This is a genomic window from Stenotrophomonas sp. 107298_Sma (assembly GCF_056480345.1).
In genome coordinates, this window is the sequence record NZ_CM151094.1 from 706,855 (window position 1) to 724,875 (window position 18,021).

Annotated in this window: 15 protein-coding genes and 1 other RNA gene; 10 read left to right on the forward strand and 6 right to left on the reverse strand. The window is 67.5% G+C overall.

What is annotated here, in order from left to right:
* Positions 1-138: 138 nt before the first annotated feature.
* Positions 139-3,057: an autotransporter family protein gene (locus ACZK2G_RS03215; protein WP_478474685.1), complete on the forward strand. Its 2,919-nt coding sequence runs from the start codon at positions 139-141 to the stop codon at positions 3,055-3,057.
* A 91-nt stretch (positions 3,058-3,148) separates the two neighbouring features.
* Here the strand turns inward: ACZK2G_RS03215 and ACZK2G_RS03220 are convergent, their stop codons facing one another.
* The 4 genes from ACZK2G_RS03220 to ACZK2G_RS03235 all read right to left on the reverse strand — a co-directional run bounded on the left by ACZK2G_RS03220 (position 3,149) and on the right by ACZK2G_RS03235 (position 7,365).
* Positions 3,149-4,534, reverse strand: a complete 1,386-nt coding sequence (locus tag ACZK2G_RS03220) for an FAD-binding oxidoreductase (RefSeq protein WP_478474687.1) — start codon at positions 4,532-4,534, stop codon at positions 3,149-3,151.
* Entirely contained in the window at positions 4,531-5,175 is a 645-nt protein-coding gene (locus ACZK2G_RS03225; protein ID WP_046982690.1) for a metal-dependent hydrolase, read from the reverse strand. Before ACZK2G_RS03225 ends, ACZK2G_RS03220 begins: the two co-directional genes overlap by 4 nt.
* 110 nt (positions 5,176-5,285) lie before the next feature.
* The gene (locus tag ACZK2G_RS03230; protein ID WP_211195200.1) at positions 5,286-5,654 is read right to left on the reverse strand and encodes a YraN family protein; all 369 of its coding nucleotides are present in this window, start codon (positions 5,652-5,654) and stop codon (positions 5,286-5,288) included.
* Positions 5,644-7,365: a penicillin-binding protein activator gene (locus tag ACZK2G_RS03235; RefSeq protein ID WP_478474689.1), complete on the reverse strand. Its 1,722-nt coding sequence runs from the start codon at positions 7,363-7,365 to the stop codon at positions 5,644-5,646. The genes ACZK2G_RS03230 and ACZK2G_RS03235 overlap by 11 nt, the downstream gene beginning before the upstream one ends.
* 81 nt (positions 7,366-7,446) lie before the next feature.
* Between ACZK2G_RS03235 and rsmI the strand changes: the two genes are divergently transcribed.
* Together rsmI and rnpB are read left to right on the forward strand one after the other, a co-directional pair.
* Positions 7,447-8,265, forward strand: coding sequence for a 16S rRNA (cytidine(1402)-2'-O)-methyltransferase (rsmI, locus tag ACZK2G_RS03240; RefSeq protein WP_136638856.1), 819 nt, complete (start codon positions 7,447-7,449; stop codon positions 8,263-8,265).
* Positions 8,266-8,399: 134 nt separating this feature from the next.
* Positions 8,400-8,751: RNase P RNA component class A (rnpB, locus tag ACZK2G_RS03245), an RNA gene on the forward strand.
* 86 nt (positions 8,752-8,837) lie between these two features.
* Here the strand turns inward: rnpB and ACZK2G_RS03250 are convergent.
* Positions 8,838-9,317 (reverse strand): DM13 domain-containing protein, encoded by a 480-nt coding sequence (locus ACZK2G_RS03250; RefSeq protein ID WP_046982694.1) that lies wholly within the window; start codon positions 9,315-9,317, stop codon positions 8,838-8,840.
* Between the two features lie 101 nt (positions 9,318-9,418).
* Positions 9,419-10,195, reverse strand: a complete 777-nt coding sequence (locus ACZK2G_RS03255) for an NRDE family protein (protein ID WP_478474691.1) — start codon at positions 10,193-10,195, stop codon at positions 9,419-9,421.
* Between the two features lie 323 nt (positions 10,196-10,518).
* On the opposite strand from ACZK2G_RS03255, the gene mraZ reads away from it, so the two are divergent.
* Genes mraZ through mraY form a run of 7 tightly spaced genes read left to right on the forward strand, consistent with a single transcriptional unit; the run spans position 10,519 to position 18,020 of the window.
* Entirely contained in the window at positions 10,519-10,965 is a 447-nt protein-coding gene (gene mraZ, locus ACZK2G_RS03260) for a division/cell wall cluster transcriptional repressor MraZ (protein WP_004143635.1), read from the forward strand.
* Between the two features lie 14 nt (positions 10,966-10,979).
* The gene (rsmH, locus tag ACZK2G_RS03265; RefSeq protein WP_046982696.1) at positions 10,980-11,948 is read left to right on the forward strand and encodes a 16S rRNA (cytosine(1402)-N(4))-methyltransferase RsmH; all 969 of its coding nucleotides are present in this window, start codon (positions 10,980-10,982) and stop codon (positions 11,946-11,948) included.
* Entirely contained in the window at positions 11,945-12,208 is a 264-nt protein-coding gene (gene ftsL / locus ACZK2G_RS03270; RefSeq protein WP_005412242.1) for a cell division protein FtsL, read from the forward strand. Before rsmH ends, ftsL begins: the two co-directional genes overlap by 4 nt.
* Positions 12,205-14,049: a peptidoglycan D,D-transpeptidase FtsI family protein gene (locus ACZK2G_RS03275; RefSeq protein WP_046982697.1), complete on the forward strand. Its 1,845-nt coding sequence runs from the start codon at positions 12,205-12,207 to the stop codon at positions 14,047-14,049. The genes ftsL and ACZK2G_RS03275 overlap by 4 nt, the downstream gene beginning before the upstream one ends.
* On the forward strand, positions 14,046-15,554 hold the full coding sequence (locus ACZK2G_RS03280; protein ID WP_478474693.1) for a UDP-N-acetylmuramoyl-L-alanyl-D-glutamate--2,6-diaminopimelate ligase: 1,509 nt from the start codon (positions 14,046-14,048) through the stop codon (positions 15,552-15,554). Before ACZK2G_RS03275 ends, ACZK2G_RS03280 begins: the two co-directional genes overlap by 4 nt.
* Positions 15,551-16,945: a UDP-N-acetylmuramoyl-tripeptide--D-alanyl-D-alanine ligase gene (locus ACZK2G_RS03285; RefSeq protein ID WP_046982699.1), complete on the forward strand. Its 1,395-nt coding sequence runs from the start codon at positions 15,551-15,553 to the stop codon at positions 16,943-16,945. The genes ACZK2G_RS03280 and ACZK2G_RS03285 overlap by 4 nt, the downstream gene beginning before the upstream one ends.
* Positions 16,935-18,020: a phospho-N-acetylmuramoyl-pentapeptide-transferase gene (gene mraY, locus ACZK2G_RS03290; protein WP_004143659.1), complete on the forward strand. Its 1,086-nt coding sequence runs from the start codon at positions 16,935-16,937 to the stop codon at positions 18,018-18,020. Before ACZK2G_RS03285 ends, mraY begins: the two co-directional genes overlap by 11 nt.
* Position 18,021 lies beyond the last annotated feature (1 nt).

Below are 18,021 nucleotides of genomic sequence, written 5' to 3' on the forward strand. Positions count from 1 at the left end.
GCGAGGTCGCTGCCATGCCGCTAGCGAGATTGCAACTAATTGGATGGTGGGTGCGCAACGCGACATCCACCATGCCGCTCCCGACAAGAAGAGACCCCCCACATGCGACCCCATCACATTCACTACTCAGCGCTGGCCATGGCCCTCGCCGCCGCGCTTGCCGCTGCAATTCCTGCCCGCGCACACGCCCAGCAGGTCATTGCCGACGGTGATGAACAAACCCCTGCAGCGGGTGATTACAGCGCAACCGGAGTGCGTAATCATGCCTTCCATGCGCTCAACGGCGGCAGCATCGTGCCGCTTGGGCCGGTCAACGTGAGCGCCAGCGGCGATGGCGCATCCGCCGCCCGTGCCGAAGGAACTGGCAGCCGTATTGAGCTGGATGGCTCCACCCTGGTCACCACCGGTGCCGGTGCCACCACGGCACTGGCAACGGCGGGCGGTGCGTTGCAGTTGTCTGCCACCGACGTGATCAACAAAGGCCCGACCGGCATGGGCGTTGTGGCGCATGCCGGCAGCCAGGCCACGCTGCAGGATGTGAACATCCGCATGGAGGGGGCGGCGTCGATCGGCCTTGCCGGTGGCGGCGACATCACGATGACCGGTGGCTCGATCTCGGCCATGGGGCAGGGCAGCAGCGCCGTGCAGGCAACGGGGGCGAACCTGGCCTTGTCCAATGTGGCGATCGAGGGAGAATCGGGGATCTTGCTGCGGGCCAACAACCAGCTTGACCTTGCAGGAAGCACGGTGAGCGCTACCAACAGCGCGCTGGACCTCAATAGTGGCGGCAACACGGTCACTGTGGCCGACTCCACACTGCACAACACCGGCAACGGGGTTGGAACCGTGGTCATGTTTGCCGATTCGACACTGGCGATGTCACGCAGTGCGATCATCAGCGAGGGAGATCGTGCGGTCGGCATCGATGTGCGCGCCGGCACCGCGGATCTGGAACGCGTGGATGTGACCACGTCCGGCGAGAGCAGTCATGGGCTGTATGCCGACTTCACCGCCTTCGGCGCGAGGGCGACCATCAACGCACGCGCTGCCCAGGTCCACACCTCTGGTGCCGGTGCGATTGGCGCGGTGGCGCGCCAGGGTGGCAGCCTCCACCTGCAGGACAGTGTCATCCTCACTGAAGGACAGCAGGCGCACGGCGTACTGACCGGTGGCGGCGGTGGGATGACATTGACCAACACGCACGTCCGCACCGAAGGCGAAGGCGCGTGGGCCGCGGTGATCAACGGCAACGGCAGTCTGGGCATCGACGGTGGTTCGCTGGCAAGCGCGCAGCATGGCGGCGTGTGGGTGCGCAGCAGCCGTGATGCAGGGCTGACCCTGGCCAACGGTGCACACGTATCGGGTGGCAACGGCATTGCCATCGCGCTGGATGCAGCCGTGGCCGGGCGTTTTGACGTGGTGTTGGATGGTCACTCGCAGATGGGCGGCGACATCGTCATCACGCCCGAGGACGAGGACGCCGGCCTGGTGCCGCAGTCCGATGTGCATGTGCGCCTGGCGGACGGGTCGCTGTGGCAGGGTTCGTCGGATCTGGTGCAGACGATGGCGATTGAAAGCGGCAGCCAGTGGACGCTGACCAGCGACGCCACGGTGGGTGAACTGCAGGTGCTCAACAGTGGCGTGGCGTTGTCCGACGGCAGTGGTCGATTCAACACGCTCACCGTGGACGGTGATCTGCACAGCGAGGACGCGACGTTCCTGTTCCAGGGGGCCTTGGGCGGTGACGACAGCGCCTTTGATCGCCTGCATGTGCGTGGCGATACCTCGGGAGACGCGAGGATCGCGGTGAAGAACATTGGTGGTGTCGGCGGCCAGACGACCGACGGCATCCAGCTGATCGAGGTGGACGGCGCATCGCTGGCGACCTATGCGCTGGCCGGGCGTGCAGTGGGTGGTTCCCATGAGTACTTCCTGTTCCAGGGCGGGCTTGCCGATCCTTCCGATGGCAACTGGTACCTGCGCTCGCAGTGGTTCGATGTCTGCAAGGACGATCCGGGTGCGCCGGGCTGCGCGGTCGATCCTGGCCCGGGGCCGGGGCCTGACCCGGGTGAAGGCGGCGAAGAAGGTGAGGGCGGCGAAGAAGGCGAAGGTGGCGACACCCCGGTGATTCCGCCGCCGGTGCTGCGCCCGGAGGCAGGTGCCTACCTGGCCAATCAGTCGGCCGCCATCAACATGTTTGCCCATCGCCTGAACGACCGTATTGGCGCGGTGTCGCTACAGGACGGTCCCACGGCATGGGCGCGCGTGGGCCGCCAACAGGCGGATTTCAGCGCGGTCGGCGGTCAGCTGTCGGTGGATGGCAATACGTCGGTACTGCAGATCGGCAGCGACGTGCTGCGCCGGGGTAACGCTGCCTTTGGCGTGATGCTGGGCAGCGGTCGTGCCGACAGCACGGTAGTGTCCGAGCTGACCGGCTACAGCGCCAAGGGTCGCGTGCGCGGTAACGCGGCGGGGGTGTATGGCACCTGGATGCAGGATGCCGATGGCACGCAGGGTGCCTACATCGATGCAAACCTGCAGTACGGCCGTTTCGACAACCGGGTGCAGGGCATCGGCCTGGAGCCGGAGCACTATGATTCGCGCGTGGCCAGTGCATCGCTGGAGACCGGCTACACCTTCAATGTGTGGCAGGGCGCCGCCAGTGCGCTGTATGTGCAGCCGCAGATGCAGCTGACGTATGCAGACTACCGCGCGGATCGACACGTGGAGACCAATGGCACGGTTATCGACCATGCCGAGGCCGGTGGCCTGAGCGGGCGTTTGGGCGCGCGCGTGTTCGGCCATGGCACCGCAGCCGGCAACATCGTGCAGCCGTACCTGGGCGTCAACTGGCTGCGTGGCAGCGGTACCAGCACGTTGCAGTTCAACGGTGAGACGCTGGGCGCGGAGGTACCGCGCAACCGCTATGAGGTACAGGCCGGCGCCGAGCTGAAGCTGGGCCAGCGCTGGGGCGCATGGGGTGGCATGACCGTGCAGCGCGGCGACCACGGCTACCGCAACGTGGGTGGCCAGGTGGGTCTGCGCATGGCCTGGTAAGCAGTGTGGGTGGGGTCGGATCCGCTGGGATCCGACCCCTGCAGAGCGCCGATCGATTCTGCGAACGACACAACGTTGTAGAACCAGCGGTCTACACCGGCGGCAGCACCTTGCCCGGGTTGAGGATGCCATCCGGGTCCAGCGCGGCCTTGATCGCGCGCATCGCCGCCAGCGTTTCCGCGGTGAACGCCTTCGCCATGAAATCACGCTTGGCCAGGCCGATGCCGTGTTCGCCCGACAGCGTGCCACCCAGCGCCAGCGTCAGCTCGAAGATCTTCGGCAGCGCGGCATGCGCGCGCGCGTTCTCGTCGGCATCATCGGGGTGGTAGAGGATGTTGACGTGCAGGTTGCCGTTGCCGGCATGGCCGAAGGTGACGATGGTCAGCGAATAGTCGTGGGCCAGTACCTGCACGCCAGCCACCAGATCGGGGATGCGCGATACCGGTACCACTACGTCTTCGTTGATCTTGCCCGGGGCGACGCTGCGCAGCGCGGGTGACAGCGCTTTGCGCGCCGCCCACAGCTGGTCGCGCGCGCGGCCTTCCATTGCCACGTCCAGTGCGATCATGCCGTCACCTTCGGCGGCGGTCGCCAATGCCTGCAGCAGGTAGGGCAGGGTGTCGTGGTCACCATCGGCCTCGACCAGCAGCATCGCGCCAGCGTCGGGTACGTCGGCACCGTTGAGGCGCAACAGCTCCAGGCTGCGTGCGTCCATGAATTCCAAGCGCGTGGGAACGACCGGCTGCGACATCAGCCGCGACACGGCAGCGGCGGCCGCGTCGGCATCGCGGTACAGCACACGCAGCCCGGCCTGGCTGACCGGCAGCGGGGTCAGCTTCAGCGTGGCTTCCACGATCAGCGCCAGCGTGCCTTCACTGCCCACCAGCAGGTGAGTCAGGTCGTAGCCGGTGGCGTCCTTGGTGTAGGCACCGCCGCAACGGATCAAGTCGCCGGCACCGGTCACCGCCACCAGGCCCAGCACGTTGTCGCGACTGGTGCCGTACTTCACCGCGCGCGGGCCACCGGCATTGCACGCCAGGTTGCCGCCGATGCTGCAGATCTCGGCGCTGGAAGGATCGGGTGCCCAGAACAGGCCGTGCGGTGCCAATGCCTGCTGCAGCGTTCCGTTGAGCACACCCGGCTGCACCACCGCGCAGCGGTCACCGGCGCGGATCTCGACGATGCGGTCCATGCGGGTGAACGACAGCACGATGCTGCCGGGCACTGGCACAGCGGCGCCGGTGGTGCCGGTGCCCGCACCGCGCGCGACCAGGGCCACGCCATGCGCGCGGCAGGCACGCACCAGTGCCTGTACCTGTTCGATGCTGGCGGGCAGCGCGACGGCGGCAGGGCGCTGGTGGCGCCACGAGTTGTCCTGCGCGTTCGCCTCCAGCGCGTTGTCATCCATGCGCCAGCCCTCCGCGCCCAGCAGGGCGGACAGTTCGGCAACCAGTGCAGCGGGTAGTGCGGTACTCATGACGGATCTCGTGGGGCAGCAGGAGCGGGTTGAATCAGTTTCCAGGCAACAACGGCGCCGGCCAGAGGCAGCCACACCCAGCGCAGTTCGGAGAGCAGGGTGGCCAGGCCGCGCGCGCTGAAGAACTGCGGGGCGAACGGCGATACGCGGATCGGCCGCCAGGGCGCGAAGAAGCGGTGCTCGCTCCAAGGCCAGGCCAGGGCAACGCCCAGCCCGCCGGAGGTCAACGCATCCAGCAGCGGATGGCTGGCGGCGCAGACGAACACGAACACCGCGGCTTGTACGGTCGATGCCACCGTTGGTCGCGCTTTGGTAGGTGCCAACCTTGGTTGGCACGAAACCGCCGACCAAGGTCGGCGACTACCGGAGCTGCGGGGTGCCGACCAAGGTCGGCCTCTACCAAGGTTCAGCAATAACGCCGCCAATATGGCCAGCGCGCAGGCAAACAGCAACGAATGGCTGGCACCGCGATGGCCGAACGCATCGGCATAGGGAATGTGCAGTGCAAAGGCCAGTACATCGGCATCGGGCAGCATTGCCGCGACCACACCGGCCGCCAGCAGTCGCGGCGGGATGCGGCCACGATCAGCGGCGCACCACAGCGCCAGCGGCACGGCTGCGTGGGTGATGATCGAAGGCATCAGTCACGCACCGTGGTAGTGCCGGCCAGGCTGCGCTCTGGTAGGTGCCAACCTTGGTTGGCACAGAAGCGCCGACCAAGGTCGGCCTCTGCCAGAGCGGACGGTACCCATCAGCAGTCATCCAGCCGGAACGCATCACGCAGCCACCGCAGCTGCGGCGGCTCGCCCGTGGCTTCAACCACATCAAAACGGCAGGGCGCATTGGCCAGCGCCGGGTTGTCCTGCAGGTACAGCTGCGCGGCATGCGCCAGGCGCCGGCACTTGCGCGCATCCACCGAAGCGGCGCCGCCACCGAAATCCGATCGCGCGCGGTAGCGCACTTCCACGAAGACCACGGTGCCGGCGTCATCCATCACCAGATCCAGTTCACCGCCGCGATAACGCACGTTGCGCGCACGCGGCCGCAACCCAGCCTGCTGCAGATGCTGCTCGGCGGCGGCTTCCACCGCCGAGCCACGTTGGCTGCGCTCAGCGACCACCGACGATCGGCATCGGCCGGCCGCCATTGAAGGTGGACCACGCCGGTTGGCGCAGGATGTTGCCGTTGCTGTCCAGGAACAGGGTACCGGTGGCACCGTCCAGGCCGCCTTCGTTGGACAGCTTGTCCAGGTAGGCGGTGATCTTCCAGGCATCGGCACCGAAGGCGAACAGGCGGCCAGCCGCACCGCGCGCGCTCGGCAGGGTGCTGGCCACCTGGCTGGCCGAAGGCAGGCCGGACACGCTGCGTACGTTCCAGGCTTCGTTCGGGTAGACGATGCCGTCCAGCGCCACGTCTTCTTCCACCTTGCCGCTGCCGACCGTCAACTGCGAGGTGCCGACGCGGGTGGCGCCACCGGCACCGGCCAGCGCCAGCTGCGGCGCCAGCAGGCGGGCCTGCGGCGCGCGCACGGCAAGGAACACGGCGTCGACCTGGCCGGCATTGCGCACCTGCGCGCCGACATCACCGACGGCATCGCTGACGTTGAAGGTCGCCACGACCTGGCCGCCGCGCTGGGCAAAACGCTGTGCGAAGGCAGCGGCGGAACGGCGGCCGGTATCGTCATTGCTGCTGATCACCAGCGCGCGGTTGCGTTCGCGGCCACGCAGGTACTCGGCGGCGACGATGCCGTCGTCTTCCGGTGCCAGCGAGAAACCGGCGCTGCCGGCCGGCGGCGCATCCTTGCCACGGTTCAGTGCCAGCACCGGTACCTGCAGCTGCTGGCGGCCATACACCGCGTCCACCTCGTCGCGGCCCAGCGGACCGACCACGAAGTCGACACCGGAGGCGACGGCCTTGTCATACGCGGCCAGCGCACCGGCCGCGGTACCGGCGGTGTCGATGAAATTGATCTCCGGGCGACGGCGGGTCTCGCCGTAGTAAGCGGCCAGCAGGCCATCACGTACCGGCTGCGCGGCGGTGGCCAGGCGACCACTGAGCGGCAGCAGCACCGCCAGTTTGGCCGGCGGACGGTAGCCGTCGCTCATCGCCGGCGGGCGCTTGCTGGTATCGAACTGGGCGGCGCCATCGCGGTCGAACGGGCGCGGCAGCGGCAGGCCACGCGCGATCAGCGCGCGGCCGGCGAAGTTGTACAGCGGATCGTTGGCCGGCAGTGCGGCGGCACGGCTGCGCAGGGTGGCATCGTCGAGGGTGCCGAGCAGGCCGGAGATTGCAGCCTGGTTCTCGCTGCGCGCGCTGCCGGTCAGGCTGGCATGGGCGCGGGCCCGCTCGTTGGCGGCACCGAAGGCATCGCCGGTGCCCTGCAGGGCCTGGGCGCGGGCCAGCAGCCAGCGCGTGCGCAGGCCGACCGCAACGCTGTCGGCATGGTCCTTCAGCAGTGCCAGTGCCTGCGCCGGTTGCTTGTCGGCCAGCGCCAGCTCGGCGCCGGTCAGCTGGTAGCGCTGCAGGCTGGCGCCGGTCAGCTGGCGGGCGGTGAGCTGGCCCAGCAGGCTGCGCGCGCGAGCGCTGTCGCCGGCCAGGTTCCAGGCCCAGGCCGCGTCGGCCAGCGCGTTGCTGCGGGAACCGCCGCGCAGGGTTGCAGCCAGGGCTTCCAGCTGCAGTGCGGCGTCGCGCGGCTTGCCCTGTTCGATCAGCGCCAGCGCCTGGCTCTGGGCCGGCGATTCGGGTGCACTGGTCAGGCTGGTGGTGGCACAGCCGGCCAGCAGCATCAGCGACAACGACAGGGCGGAGATCCGTGCGGCGGGCTTGTTCATGATCGGGTCCATGCGATGAGGGCAGCGGCCTTGGCCGGGTACACGCTACGATTCTACCCTTGCCCCGTGAGTACCGCTGAAATGAGTGTCCCAACCCTGTACGTCGTCGCCACCCCGATCGGCAACCTGGCCGATCTGAGCCCGCGCGCGCAGGAGGTGTTGCGTTCGGTGGCGGCCATCTGTGCCGAAGACACCCGCCGCAGCGGCCAGCTGCTGTCCCATTTTGGCATCCAGCAGCCGTTGGTAGCCCTGCATGAACACAATGAGGAAGCCTTGGCCCAGCGCCTGGTCTCGCGCCTTCAGGCCGGCGAGTCGCTGGCGCTGGTCAGTGATGCGGGTACGCCGCTGGTCAGTGATCCGGGTTTCCGCCTGGTGCGTGCCGCGCGGGCGGCAGGCATCAAGGTCAGCCCGATTCCCGGTGCCTGCGCCGCCATCGCCGCGCTGAGCGTGGCCGGCCTGCCCAGCGACCGTTTCAGCTTCGAGGGCTTCCTGCCGGCCAAGGCCAGCGGACGCCGCGACCGCCTGCAGGCGCTGGCCGGTGAAGTGCGCACGATGGTGTTCTACGAATCCTCGCACCGCATCACCGAGTCGCTGGCCGACATGGCGGCGATCTTTGGCGGCGAGCGCCCGGCCGTGCTCGCGCGCGAGCTGACCAAGCTGTTCGAGACCGTGCTGGATGGCAACCTGGCGGGGCTGCTGGCGCAGGTGGAAGCCGACGAGAACCAGCGCAAGGGCGAGTTCGTGGTGATGGTGCAGGGCGCCGGCGACGATGAGGAAGCGCAGCTGGCGCATGGCCGTCGCGTGTACGCCAAGCTGAGCGAGCACCTGCCGCCGTCGACCGCGGCCAAGCTGGCGGCCGAATTGACCGGCGCACCGCGCAAGGCGTTGTACGGCAGCTGATGGATCGTGCGGACCAAGGTCCGCACCCACCAGAGCAGCGGAACCGGTAGATCTACGCCCCGCGTGGATGGATGAACCGCACGCCGCGGTCAGCACGGCAGGAAGGGCGTGCGTAGGCTAGAATGTGCGCTGGCGGAGCCGGCCAGACAGTCGCGTCATCCCTTCGGGGGTGCCGAGGAAAGTCCGGGCTCCATAGGGCAAGGTGCCAGGTAACGCCTGGGCGGCGCAAGCCGACGGAAAGTGCAACAGAAAGATACCGCCTACGTCTTCTTCGGAAGGCCGGTAAGGGTGAAATGGTGCGGTAAGAGCGCACCGCGAGTCTGGCAACAGACCGGCACGGCAAACCCCACCTGGAGCAAGACCAAATAGGGATCCTTTGGCGCGGCCCGCGTTGGATCCGGGTAGGTTGCTTGAGCGTTGCGGTGACGTAACGCCTAGAGGAATGACTGTCCACGACAGAACCCGGCTTATCGGCCGGCTCCGCCTCCTTCTTCATCCACGCATGGCGTGGATCTACCGTGATTGCGGGGTCGGACCCCTTTCCGGAGGAAAGGGCTCTGACCCCACGGTGCTCAGCCCGGCGTACGGTACTGCCCGGCGGAAATGAACTGCGAGAAACGCTCGCACCACACCACCACCGTGGTGTAGTCGTCCACGTCCACGTTGTCGGGCACGTCCACCAGGAAACGGCTGAAGGTTTTCACCTCGCCGATGCGCTGGGCCTGTGCTTTGATCTTCAGGAAGTCGGCCTTGTTGTCGACGAAGTCGCGAACCAGGTAGACCTTGTAATCCGGGCCCGGTCCCATCTTGCCGTCGAAGGCGACCTGGCGCGGGCTGACGCTGACCTTGCCTTCGGCCCAATGCACTGCATCGCTGCCCTTGAGGTCGCGACGGAAGGTGGTGTGGTAGGTGGCGTCACCCATGACCGCCTGCACCTGCGCCGCCGGCGGGTCGTCAGGGGCGATCAGGATCGGCAGGAGGTAGATGCCCAGGCCAAAGCCCAGGCCGAGGGTGAGCAGGTGGGTGACGACAAGTACGAGAACACGGCGCATCAATGACTCCCTGTGGATCGGTGAGGCGCGCGGCAGGACCGCGCCAGATCATCGTGTGGCGTGCGTGCAGACATTTATAGACACAGAAAACAGGTACAGGGTCAGAAATCGACCTGGCTCTGGCCCAGGGCGACGCCCTGCGGGCCAAAGCGACGTTCGTGGATCTGCCCATGCCCGTTGGCATCGATCAGCAGCACGGTGCTGGCGCGGGTGCCGTAGTCGTCGCCGCGGATGAAGGCCGGGCTCAGCCAGCGCTCGCGCTCCAGGCCGATGCCGGTGTCGGGAAGGTCGCCGTCGGCGGGGCGGTGCTCGTCAGCCAGGGCATCCCAGAGCGGGGTCAGACCCCTTTCCCCCTGGGAAAGGGGTCTGACCCCGTCTTCCTGCAGCCATGCTTCAAGGGCGTCCATCAGCCGTCGGGTCTTCGGCCACGGCGCGTCCAGCGCGCCGTTGGACATGCCATGCACGCCCGGGCCCAGGCGCTGCCGTTCGGCGGGGTGGTTGCCCAGGTACTCCAGGCTGTCGCCATCGGCCAGCAGGAGGTTGAACGGGGCGTAGGCGCCGGCCACGGTCGCCAGCCGGTCGATATGCACGGCGGCGGCATCACGGCCACGCAGGAAGTCGGCCACCAGTGCGCCACGCGAGGGGCCGGTCTGTGCGGCCAGCGGATCGCGCACGTTGGTGACCACCGCCATCCGGCCCTTGGCGCCGACCCCGGCCCAGCCACCACCGGAGCGCAGGTCGCGTCCGCCGATGACGGAGGTCTCATCTTGCCAGGGGGCCAGCGCCGCCGTGGGACGGGCGTGGAACTCATCACGGTTGCCGGTCATCACCAGCCGCCAGCGCGGGTGGTGCATCCAGCCAAGAGCGAGCAGGCACATGGCCTCATTGTGCACGGTTTGCGCAGTCTGGCGCCGCTTCCGGCTCGTTTTGGATGAATGCGCGGCCAATGTTTCACGCGCTGTCTACAGCCCTGAACTTCCGTTCAATCTCAAAAATTGAGACGGATCAGCAACTTGTGGATAAGCCTTGAACAATTCTCTAAAGGTTGTTGCAAGCCATTGATGCGGCTGGCGATTTCCCCGCTGAAAAGTTGTTGACAACCTTCGGGCCGCTGCTAAGGTGGGCATCAGAGGGAAATCCGGGTGTTTTGTGGGTTTTCGTGGTTCAATGTTTCACCGGGCGAAGGATAGGTGCACGCGTCGTGTTCCAGGGCGAGACGGCCATCACAGTTGACGATAAAGGGCGCATGGCGGTTCCCACCGCTTACCGCGACCTCGTCGCGCGCGCCAGCAACAACCGTCTCGTGCTGACCTACAACCCGTTCGAAGCCGGCTGCCTGTGGCTGTACGCAGAGTCGGAATGGGAGCGGGTCCGCGACGATGTGATGTCCAAACCCAACACCCAGCGCGTCGTGCGCCTGTTGCAGCAGAAGCTGGTCGGCTCGGCCGCCCATCTGGAGCTGGACGGCAACGGTCGCATCAGCATCCCCGCCAGCCACCGCGGTGCGGTGGGCATTGAGAAGAAGGCGGTACTGCTCGGTATGGGCGACAAGTTCGAATTGTGGAGCGAGCAGGCGCATCGGGCCCTGATCCAGCAGACGTTGTCTGACGAGGATCTGGGTGATGGGTTGCTCGACCTGAAGTTGTGAGCCGGGGTGCCCGGATGCGCCCAGAAGCGCAGGCCGGTCACCTTCCGGTGTCGCAGTCGCCGGCGGTGCATCTGCCGGTCCTGTACACCCAGGTCCTTGAAGGCCTGAGGGTGATCGAAAACGGACGTTATCTGGATGGCACGTTCGGTCGTGGCGGTCATGCACGTGGCGTGCTCACCCAGCTCGGTCCCGAGGGGCGCCTGCTGGTCATGGACAAGGATCCGGAAGCCATCGCCGTTGCCGAGCGTGATTTCGCGCCGGACCCGCGCGTGTCCATCTTCCGTGGCAGCTTCGCCCAGCTGCTGCAGTGGGATGCGACGGCCGAAGGCCTGGACGGCGTGCTGTTCGACCTTGGCGTGTCGTCGCCGCAGCTGGACGTGGCCGAACGTGGCTTCAGCTTCGGCAAGGACGGCCCGCTGGACATGCGCATGGACCCGGACAGCGGTGAAAGCGCCGCGCAGTGGATCAACCGCGTCGAAGACCGCGAGATTGCCGACGTGCTGTGGACCTACGGCGAAGAGCGCCAGAGCCGCCGTATCGCCCGTGCCATCGTGGCGCGTCGCGAGAAGCAGCCGTTCACCCGTACCGCAGAACTGGCCGAGCTGATCGCCTCGGTGATGCCGCGTGGCAAGGACAAGATCCATCCGGCCACGCGCAGCTTCCAGGCCATCCGCATCCACATCAACCGCGAGCTGGCCGATCTGGAAGCCGGCCTCGATGCGGCGGTGGAGCGGCTCAAGCCCGGTGGTCGCCTGGCGGTGATCAGCTTCCACTCGCTGGAAGACCGCATCGTCAAGCAGTACATGAACCGCCTGGCCAAGGCACCGCCGGCCAACCGCCGCTTGCCCGAGGCGGAGGTGTTCGTACCGACCCTGGATCTGATCGGCGGTGCCATCAAGGCCACCGACGAAGAACTGGCGGCCAACCCGCGTGCCCGCAGCGCCGTGCTGCGCGTGGCCCAGAAGCGGGAGGCCGATGCATGAGCCGGCTGCTGCTGATCATCCTGTTGGCCTCGACCGTGGCCTCGGCGATCGGCGTCGTGTTCGTGCGTCACCGTCACCGGCAGACGTTCATCGAGCTGTCGCGCGCCGAGCGCAAGCGCGATGACATCAATCTGGAATTCGGCCGCCTGCAGCTGGAGCAGGCAACGCTGGCCGAAGCCAACCGTGTCGATCGCATTGCCCGCGAGAAGCTCGGCATGAAGTTCCCAGAGGCCGCCGACATCGTGGTGGTGCGCCCATGAGCAAGACCGGTCGCAACCGCCCGCGCAACGCCTTCAACCTGCGCCAGCGCCTGCGCTGGGTTGCCCTGGCGCTTGGCCTGTGCTCGGTGTCGCTGGTGGGCCGTGCGGCCTACGTGCAGATCATCAACAGCGATTTCTACCAGCGCCAGGGCGAGGCCCGCTACCTGCGCGAGCTGCCGATCAAGACCTCGCGCGGCATGATCACCGACCGCAACGGCGAGCCGTTGGCGGTGTCGACCCCGGTCGCCTCGATCTGGGTCAATCCGCAGGACCTGCTGCGTTCGCCCGAGCGCATTCCCGAGCTGGCGCAGGCAGTCGGCATGTCGGTGGATGAGCTGAGCAGTCGCCTGTCTCAGAAGTCGGACAAGGAATTCATGTACCTGCGTCGCCGGATCAATCCGGACGAGGCAGAGAAGGTGGTCGCGCTGAAGATTCCGGGCGTGGCCGCGCAGCGCGAGTTCCGTCGCTTCTACCCGCAGGGTGAGGCGATGGCACACGTGCTGGGCTTCACCAACATCGACGACCGCGGCCAGGAAGGCCTGGAACTTGCGTTCGACGAATGGCTGCGTGGAAAGGCCGGCGCCAAGCGGGTGATCCGCAACCGCAAGGGCGAGACCGTCGAAAGCGATCTGCTGCGCGCCGCCGAACCGGGCAAGGACCTGACCCTCAGCATCGACCGCCGCATCCAGTACCTGGCGTTCAAGGAACTGCGCAACGCACTGGTGGCCAACAAGGCGGCCGGCGGTTCGATGGTGATCATGGACGTGACCACCGGCGAGATCCTGGCGATGGTCAACCTGCCGACCTACAACCCGAATTCGGTGGGCGGCGCGGCCCCGGATACCCGCCGCAACCGCGCGGTGACCGACCTGGTCGAGCCGGGTTCGACGATGAAGCCGCTGACCATCGCCACCGCGCTGCAGTCCGGCGCGGTGACCAAGGACACCATCATCGACACCAACCCGGGCTACATGACTCTGGGTCGCTTCACCATCCGCGACGTGCCGCGCAACAACGGCGTGCTGAACGTGACCGGCGTGATCACCCGCAGTTCGAACGTGGGCGCGGCCAAGGTGGCGGCGAAGATGCCGGACCAGGTGTTCTACGACGGCGTGCGCCGTTTCGGCTACGGCTCGGTGCCGCACAGCGGCTTCCCGGGTGAGTCCGGCGGCGTGGTGCTGCGCCCGGCGCGCTGGTCGGGCACCACCAAAACCACCATGTCCTATGGCTATGGCCTGAACGTGACGCCGCTGCAGATCGCCACTGCCTACTCTGCGCTGGCCAACGGCGGCAAGTTGATCGCGCCGACCTTCGTCAAGGGCCAGCGCAACGAAGGCCAGCAGATCATCGACGAGAACGTCGCCAAGCAGGTGGTGGCGATGATGGAAACCGTGGTCACCCAGGGCGGCGCCAAGCAGGCGGCGGTGCTGGGCTACCGCGTGGCCGGCAAGACCGGTACCGCGCGCAAGGCCGGCCCCGGCGGTTACGAGCGCGGCCACTACAACGCGCTGTTCGCCGGCGTGGTGCCGGCCACCAATCCGCGTTTTGCCACCGTCATCGTCATCAACGACCCGCAGGCCGGCAAGTTCTACGGTGGCCTGGTGTCGGCGCCGGTCTACCACAACGTGATGGAAGGCACCCTGCGCCTGATGGACGTGCCGCTGGACGACCTGCAGTCGTGGCTGGCCGCACAGCAGTCCGGCAAGGTCGGCCATTCGGCCTCGATCCTGCCGGCGCCACCGGCCGAGGCCGCGCTGCCGGTCGATGCCGCCGCTGAATTCGATGCTGCGCTGCCCAGCGCGCATGCCCAGACGCCGCCCGCTACGGGAGGCACGCAATGAGTCCTTCGATGTTGCTTTCGCAGTTGCTTCCGGACGTTGCTCTTGCAGGGCACGACCCTGTTCTGACCGGCCTGGTGCTGGACAGCCGCGCCGTGCGCCCCGGCAATGCCTTCGTCGCCATCGCCGGTTTCGGCGCGCATGGCCTGGGGTTTGTCGAGCAGGCCCGTGCGGCCGGCGCCGGCGCCATCCTGTTCGAGCCGCCGGCACCTGCCGAGCTGCCGGCACCGGCCGATGCGATCGCGGTGCCTGGCCTGCGCGCGCGCATGGGCGCGATGGCCGACCAGTTCCATGGCGCACCGTCGCGGGCAATGGCGATGGTGGGCGTGACCGGCACCAACGGCAAGACTTCCACCGTGCAGCTGCTGGCCCAGGCCTGGCACCTGCTCGGAACGCCCAGTGGCAGTATCGGCACGCTGGGCGCCGGACTTTATGGTGCGGTTGAACCGACCGGCTTCACCACGCCGCTGGTGCTGCAGATGCATGCGCTGCTGGCGCAGCTGCGCGACGCCGGCGCGCGCGCGGTGGCGATGGAAGTCAGCTCGCACGCGCTGGACCAGGGCCGCGTGGATGCGGTGCACTACGACGTGGCGGTGTTCACCAACCTCACCCGCGATCACCTGGACTACCACGGCGACATGGCCAGCTACGGTGCGGCCAAGGCGCGCCTGTTCCATCGTCCGGGCCTGAAGGCCGCGGTGATCAACCTGGACGATGCGTTCGGTCGCCAGCTGTTCGCCGGCCTGCCGGCGGGCGTGCAGCCGATCGGCCTGAGCTCGCGCGGTGCCACCGACGCCAGCGTGCGCGCCGAAGCGCTGCAGCTGGACGGCCGTGGCATCGCCTTCGAACTGGTCATCGACGGCCAGCGCGCGGCGGTGCAGTCGCCGCTGCTGGGCCGCTTCAACGTGGACAACCTGCTGGCCGTGGCCGGCACCCTGCATGCGCAGGGCCATCCGCTTGCGCGCATTGCCGAGGTGCTGTCGGCGCTGCAGCCGATCCGCGGCCGCATGAACCGCCTCGGTGGCGAAGAGGGCCTGCCGACCGTGGTGGTGGATTACGCGCACACCCCGGACGCACTGGAACAGGCGCTGGACAGCCTGCACGGCCACCTGCAGGGCACGCTGTTCTGCGTGTTCGGCTGCGGTGGTGAGCGCGATACCGGCAAGCGTCCGCAGATGGCCGCGATTGCCGAGCGCTTGGCCAACCAGGTCATCGTCACCGACGACAACCCGCGTGGCGAAGATGGCGACGTGATCGTGGCCGACATCCTGGCCGGCTTCACCGATGCCTCCGCCGTGACCGTGCAGCGCAGCCGCGCGCGCGCGATCGGCCTGGCGGTGAAGCGCGCCAATGCAGGCGACATCATCCTGATCGCCGGCAAGGGCCACGAGCCGTACCAGGAAGTGAATGGCGTGCGCCATGACTTCGATGACACCGAAGTGGCTGCCGCTGCGTTGGCCGCCAAGGTCGGCGTGCTGAGATCGCAGGCCGGGGAGGGCATCGCATGAAGCGCACCCTGCTTTCACTGATCGCACACTGGGCCGGCGGCGAGATCCACGGCGACGACGTGGCCATCGACGCGATCAGCAACGACACCCGCAGCCTCGGCCCGGGCAGCCTGTACGTGGCGCTGCGTGGCGAGCGTTTCGACGGCCATGACTTCGCCGCCGACGCACTGGCACGCGGTGCCAGCGCGCTGCTGGTCGAGCGCCTGCTGCCGATCGAACTGCCGCAGGTGCTGGTGGCCGACAGCGAGCTGGCGCTGGCGAAGATCGCCACCGGCATGCAGCGTGACCGTGATACCGAGGTGTTCGCGATCACCGGCAGCAACGGCAAGACCAGCGTGAAGAGCCTGCTGCTGGCAATCCTGCAGCAGGTGGCCCGCCACGCGCACAAGGTGGTCTACGCCAATCCGGGCAACCGCAACAACGAAATCGGCCTGCCGCTGGCAGTGATTGATGCACCGGAAGATGCTGACTACGCGGTCTACGAGATGGGTGCCGGCAAGCCGGGCGACATCGCCTACCTGACCGACATCGCCCGTCCGCGCTATGCGCTGGTCAACAACATCGCCCCGGCGCACCTGGAGCGGATGGGCAGCCTGCTCGGCGTCGCCGTCACCAAGGGCGCGATCTACGCCGCGCTGCCGGCTGACGGCGTGGCCGTGATCAACGTCGACGATGCCTACGGTCGCTGGTTCGAACAGCACTTCGTCGGTACCCCGGCGCGCTGCAGTGTGCTGCGCTATGGGCTGGAACATACCGCCGATGTCACTGCGCGTGATATCCGCGCCGGTGCGCAGGGCAGCCAGTTCACCCTGGTGTCGCCGATGGGCGAAGCCCGCGTGGTGCTGGGTCTGCCGGGCCGCCACAACGTCAGCAACGCGCTGGCCGCGGCCAGCCTGGCACTGGCCGCCGGTATCGAGCTGGCGCTGGTTGCAGCTGGCCTGGCCGATGCGCAGCCGGTGCCCGGCCGCCAGATTGCCCATCAGCTGCGCAACGGTGCGGTGCTGGTGGACGACAGCTACAACGCCAACCCGGGTTCGCTGGCTGCGGCCATCGATGCCCTGGCTGCTGCTCCGGAAGAAGGCTGGCTGGTGCTTGGCGACATGCGCGAGCTGGGCCCGGATGCCGAAGCGCTGCATGCGCAGGCCGGCCTGCGCGCCCGCGCGGCTGGCCTGAAGCGCCTGTATGCGCTGGGTCCGCTCAGCGCCGCTGCCGCCACTGCCTTCGGCGAAGGCGGCCGTCATTTCGCCACCCATGACGCGCTGTCGCAGGCGCTGAAGGACGAGCTGCACGCTGGCGTGCGCTGCCTGGTCAAGGGTTCCCGTGGCAGCGCCATGGACACGATTGTCAAAGCGCTGCTGGCGCAAGGAGAGGAATCCCCGCATGTTGTATGAACTGGCTCGATGGTTGCAGCAGTTGGAGAGCCTGTTCGGGCTGTTCAACTACCAGACGTTCCGCGCCATCCTTGCCGCGTTGACGGCCCTGTTCCTGTCGCTGTGGCTCGGCCCGGCGATGATCCGCAAGCTTGCCCAGTTCAAGGGCGGCCAGCCGATCCGCAAGGACGGTCCGCAGACCCATTTCTCCAAGGCCGGTACGCCGACCATGGGAGGTTCGCTGATCCTGCTCACCATCACCCTGTCGGTGTTGATGTGGGCCGACCTGCGCAACCGTTACGTGTGGCTGGTGCTGGCGGTCATGCTCTGCTTCGGCGCCATCGGCTGGTACGACGACTGGATCAAGATCGTCCGCCGCGATCCCAACGGCCTGAAGTCGCGCTGGAAGTACCTGCTGCAGTCGATCTTCGGCCTGGCTGCGGGCCTGTTCCTGTTCTATACGGCCGATGTGCCGGCCGCACTGACCTTCTACATCCCGATGTTCAAGTCGGTGGCGCTGCCGCTGGCCGGCATCGGCTTCGTGACCATCGCCTACTTCTGGATCGTCGGCTTCTCCAATGCGGTGAACCTGACCGACGGCCTGGACGGCCTGGCGATCATGCCGACGGTGCTGGTGGCCTGCGCGCTGGGCGTGTTCGCCTATGCCTCGGGCAACGTGGTGTTCGCCAACTACCTGCAGATCCCGCAGATCCCGGGCGCCGGCGAGCTGGTCATCATCTGTGCGGCCATCGCCGGCGCAGGCCTGGGCTTCCTCTGGTTCAACACCTACCCGGCCATGGTCTTCATGGGCGACATCGGCGCGCTGGCGCTGGGCGCCGTGCTGGGCACGATCGCGGTGATCACCCGCCAGGAGCTGGTGCTGGTGATCATGGGCGGCGTGTTCGTCATCGAAACGCTGTCGGTGATGATCCAGGTCGCCTCGTTCAAGCTGACCGGCAAGCGCGTGTTCCGCATGGCGCCGATCCATCACCACTTCGAACTGAAGGGCTGGCCCGAGCCGCGCGTGATCGTGCGCTTCTGGATCATCTCCGTCGTGCTCGTGCTGATTGGCCTGGCCACGTTGAAGGTGCGCTGAG

Excerpts from the sequence above, each read along its gene's own strand:
- rsmH (WP_046982696.1), top strand. The coding sequence starts at position 10,980 with ATGCGCCCAGAAGCGCAGGCCGGTCACCTTCCGGTGTCGCAGTCGCCG.
- ftsL (WP_005412242.1), top strand. The coding sequence starts at position 11,945 with ATGAGCCGGCTGCTGCTGATCATCCTGTTGGCCTCGACCGTGGCCTCG.
- ACZK2G_RS03275 (WP_046982697.1), top strand. The coding sequence starts at position 12,205 with ATGAGCAAGACCGGTCGCAACCGCCCGCGCAACGCCTTCAACCTGCGC.
- ACZK2G_RS03220 (WP_478474687.1), bottom strand. The coding sequence starts at position 4,534 with ATGAGTACCGCACTACCCGCTGCACTGGTTGCCGAACTGTCCGCCCTG.
- ACZK2G_RS03255 (WP_478474691.1), bottom strand. The coding sequence starts at position 10,195 with ATGTGCCTGCTCGCTCTTGGCTGGATGCACCACCCGCGCTGGCGGCTG.
- ACZK2G_RS03250 (WP_046982694.1), bottom strand. The coding sequence starts at position 9,317 with ATGCGCCGTGTTCTCGTACTTGTCGTCACCCACCTGCTCACCCTCGGC.
- mraY (WP_004143659.1), top strand. The coding sequence starts at position 16,935 with ATGTTGTATGAACTGGCTCGATGGTTGCAGCAGTTGGAGAGCCTGTTC.
- rsmI (WP_136638856.1), top strand. The coding sequence starts at position 7,447 with ATGAGTGTCCCAACCCTGTACGTCGTCGCCACCCCGATCGGCAACCTG.
- ACZK2G_RS03285 (WP_046982699.1), top strand. The coding sequence starts at position 15,551 with ATGAAGCGCACCCTGCTTTCACTGATCGCACACTGGGCCGGCGGCGAG.
- ACZK2G_RS03280 (WP_478474693.1), top strand. The coding sequence starts at position 14,046 with ATGAGTCCTTCGATGTTGCTTTCGCAGTTGCTTCCGGACGTTGCTCTT.
- ACZK2G_RS03235 (WP_478474689.1), bottom strand. The coding sequence starts at position 7,365 with ATGAACAAGCCCGCCGCACGGATCTCCGCCCTGTCGTTGTCGCTGATG.
- ACZK2G_RS03215 (WP_478474685.1), top strand. The coding sequence starts at position 139 with ATGGCCCTCGCCGCCGCGCTTGCCGCTGCAATTCCTGCCCGCGCACAC.
- ACZK2G_RS03225 (WP_046982690.1), bottom strand. The coding sequence starts at position 5,175 with ATGCCTTCGATCATCACCCACGCAGCCGTGCCGCTGGCGCTGTGGTGC.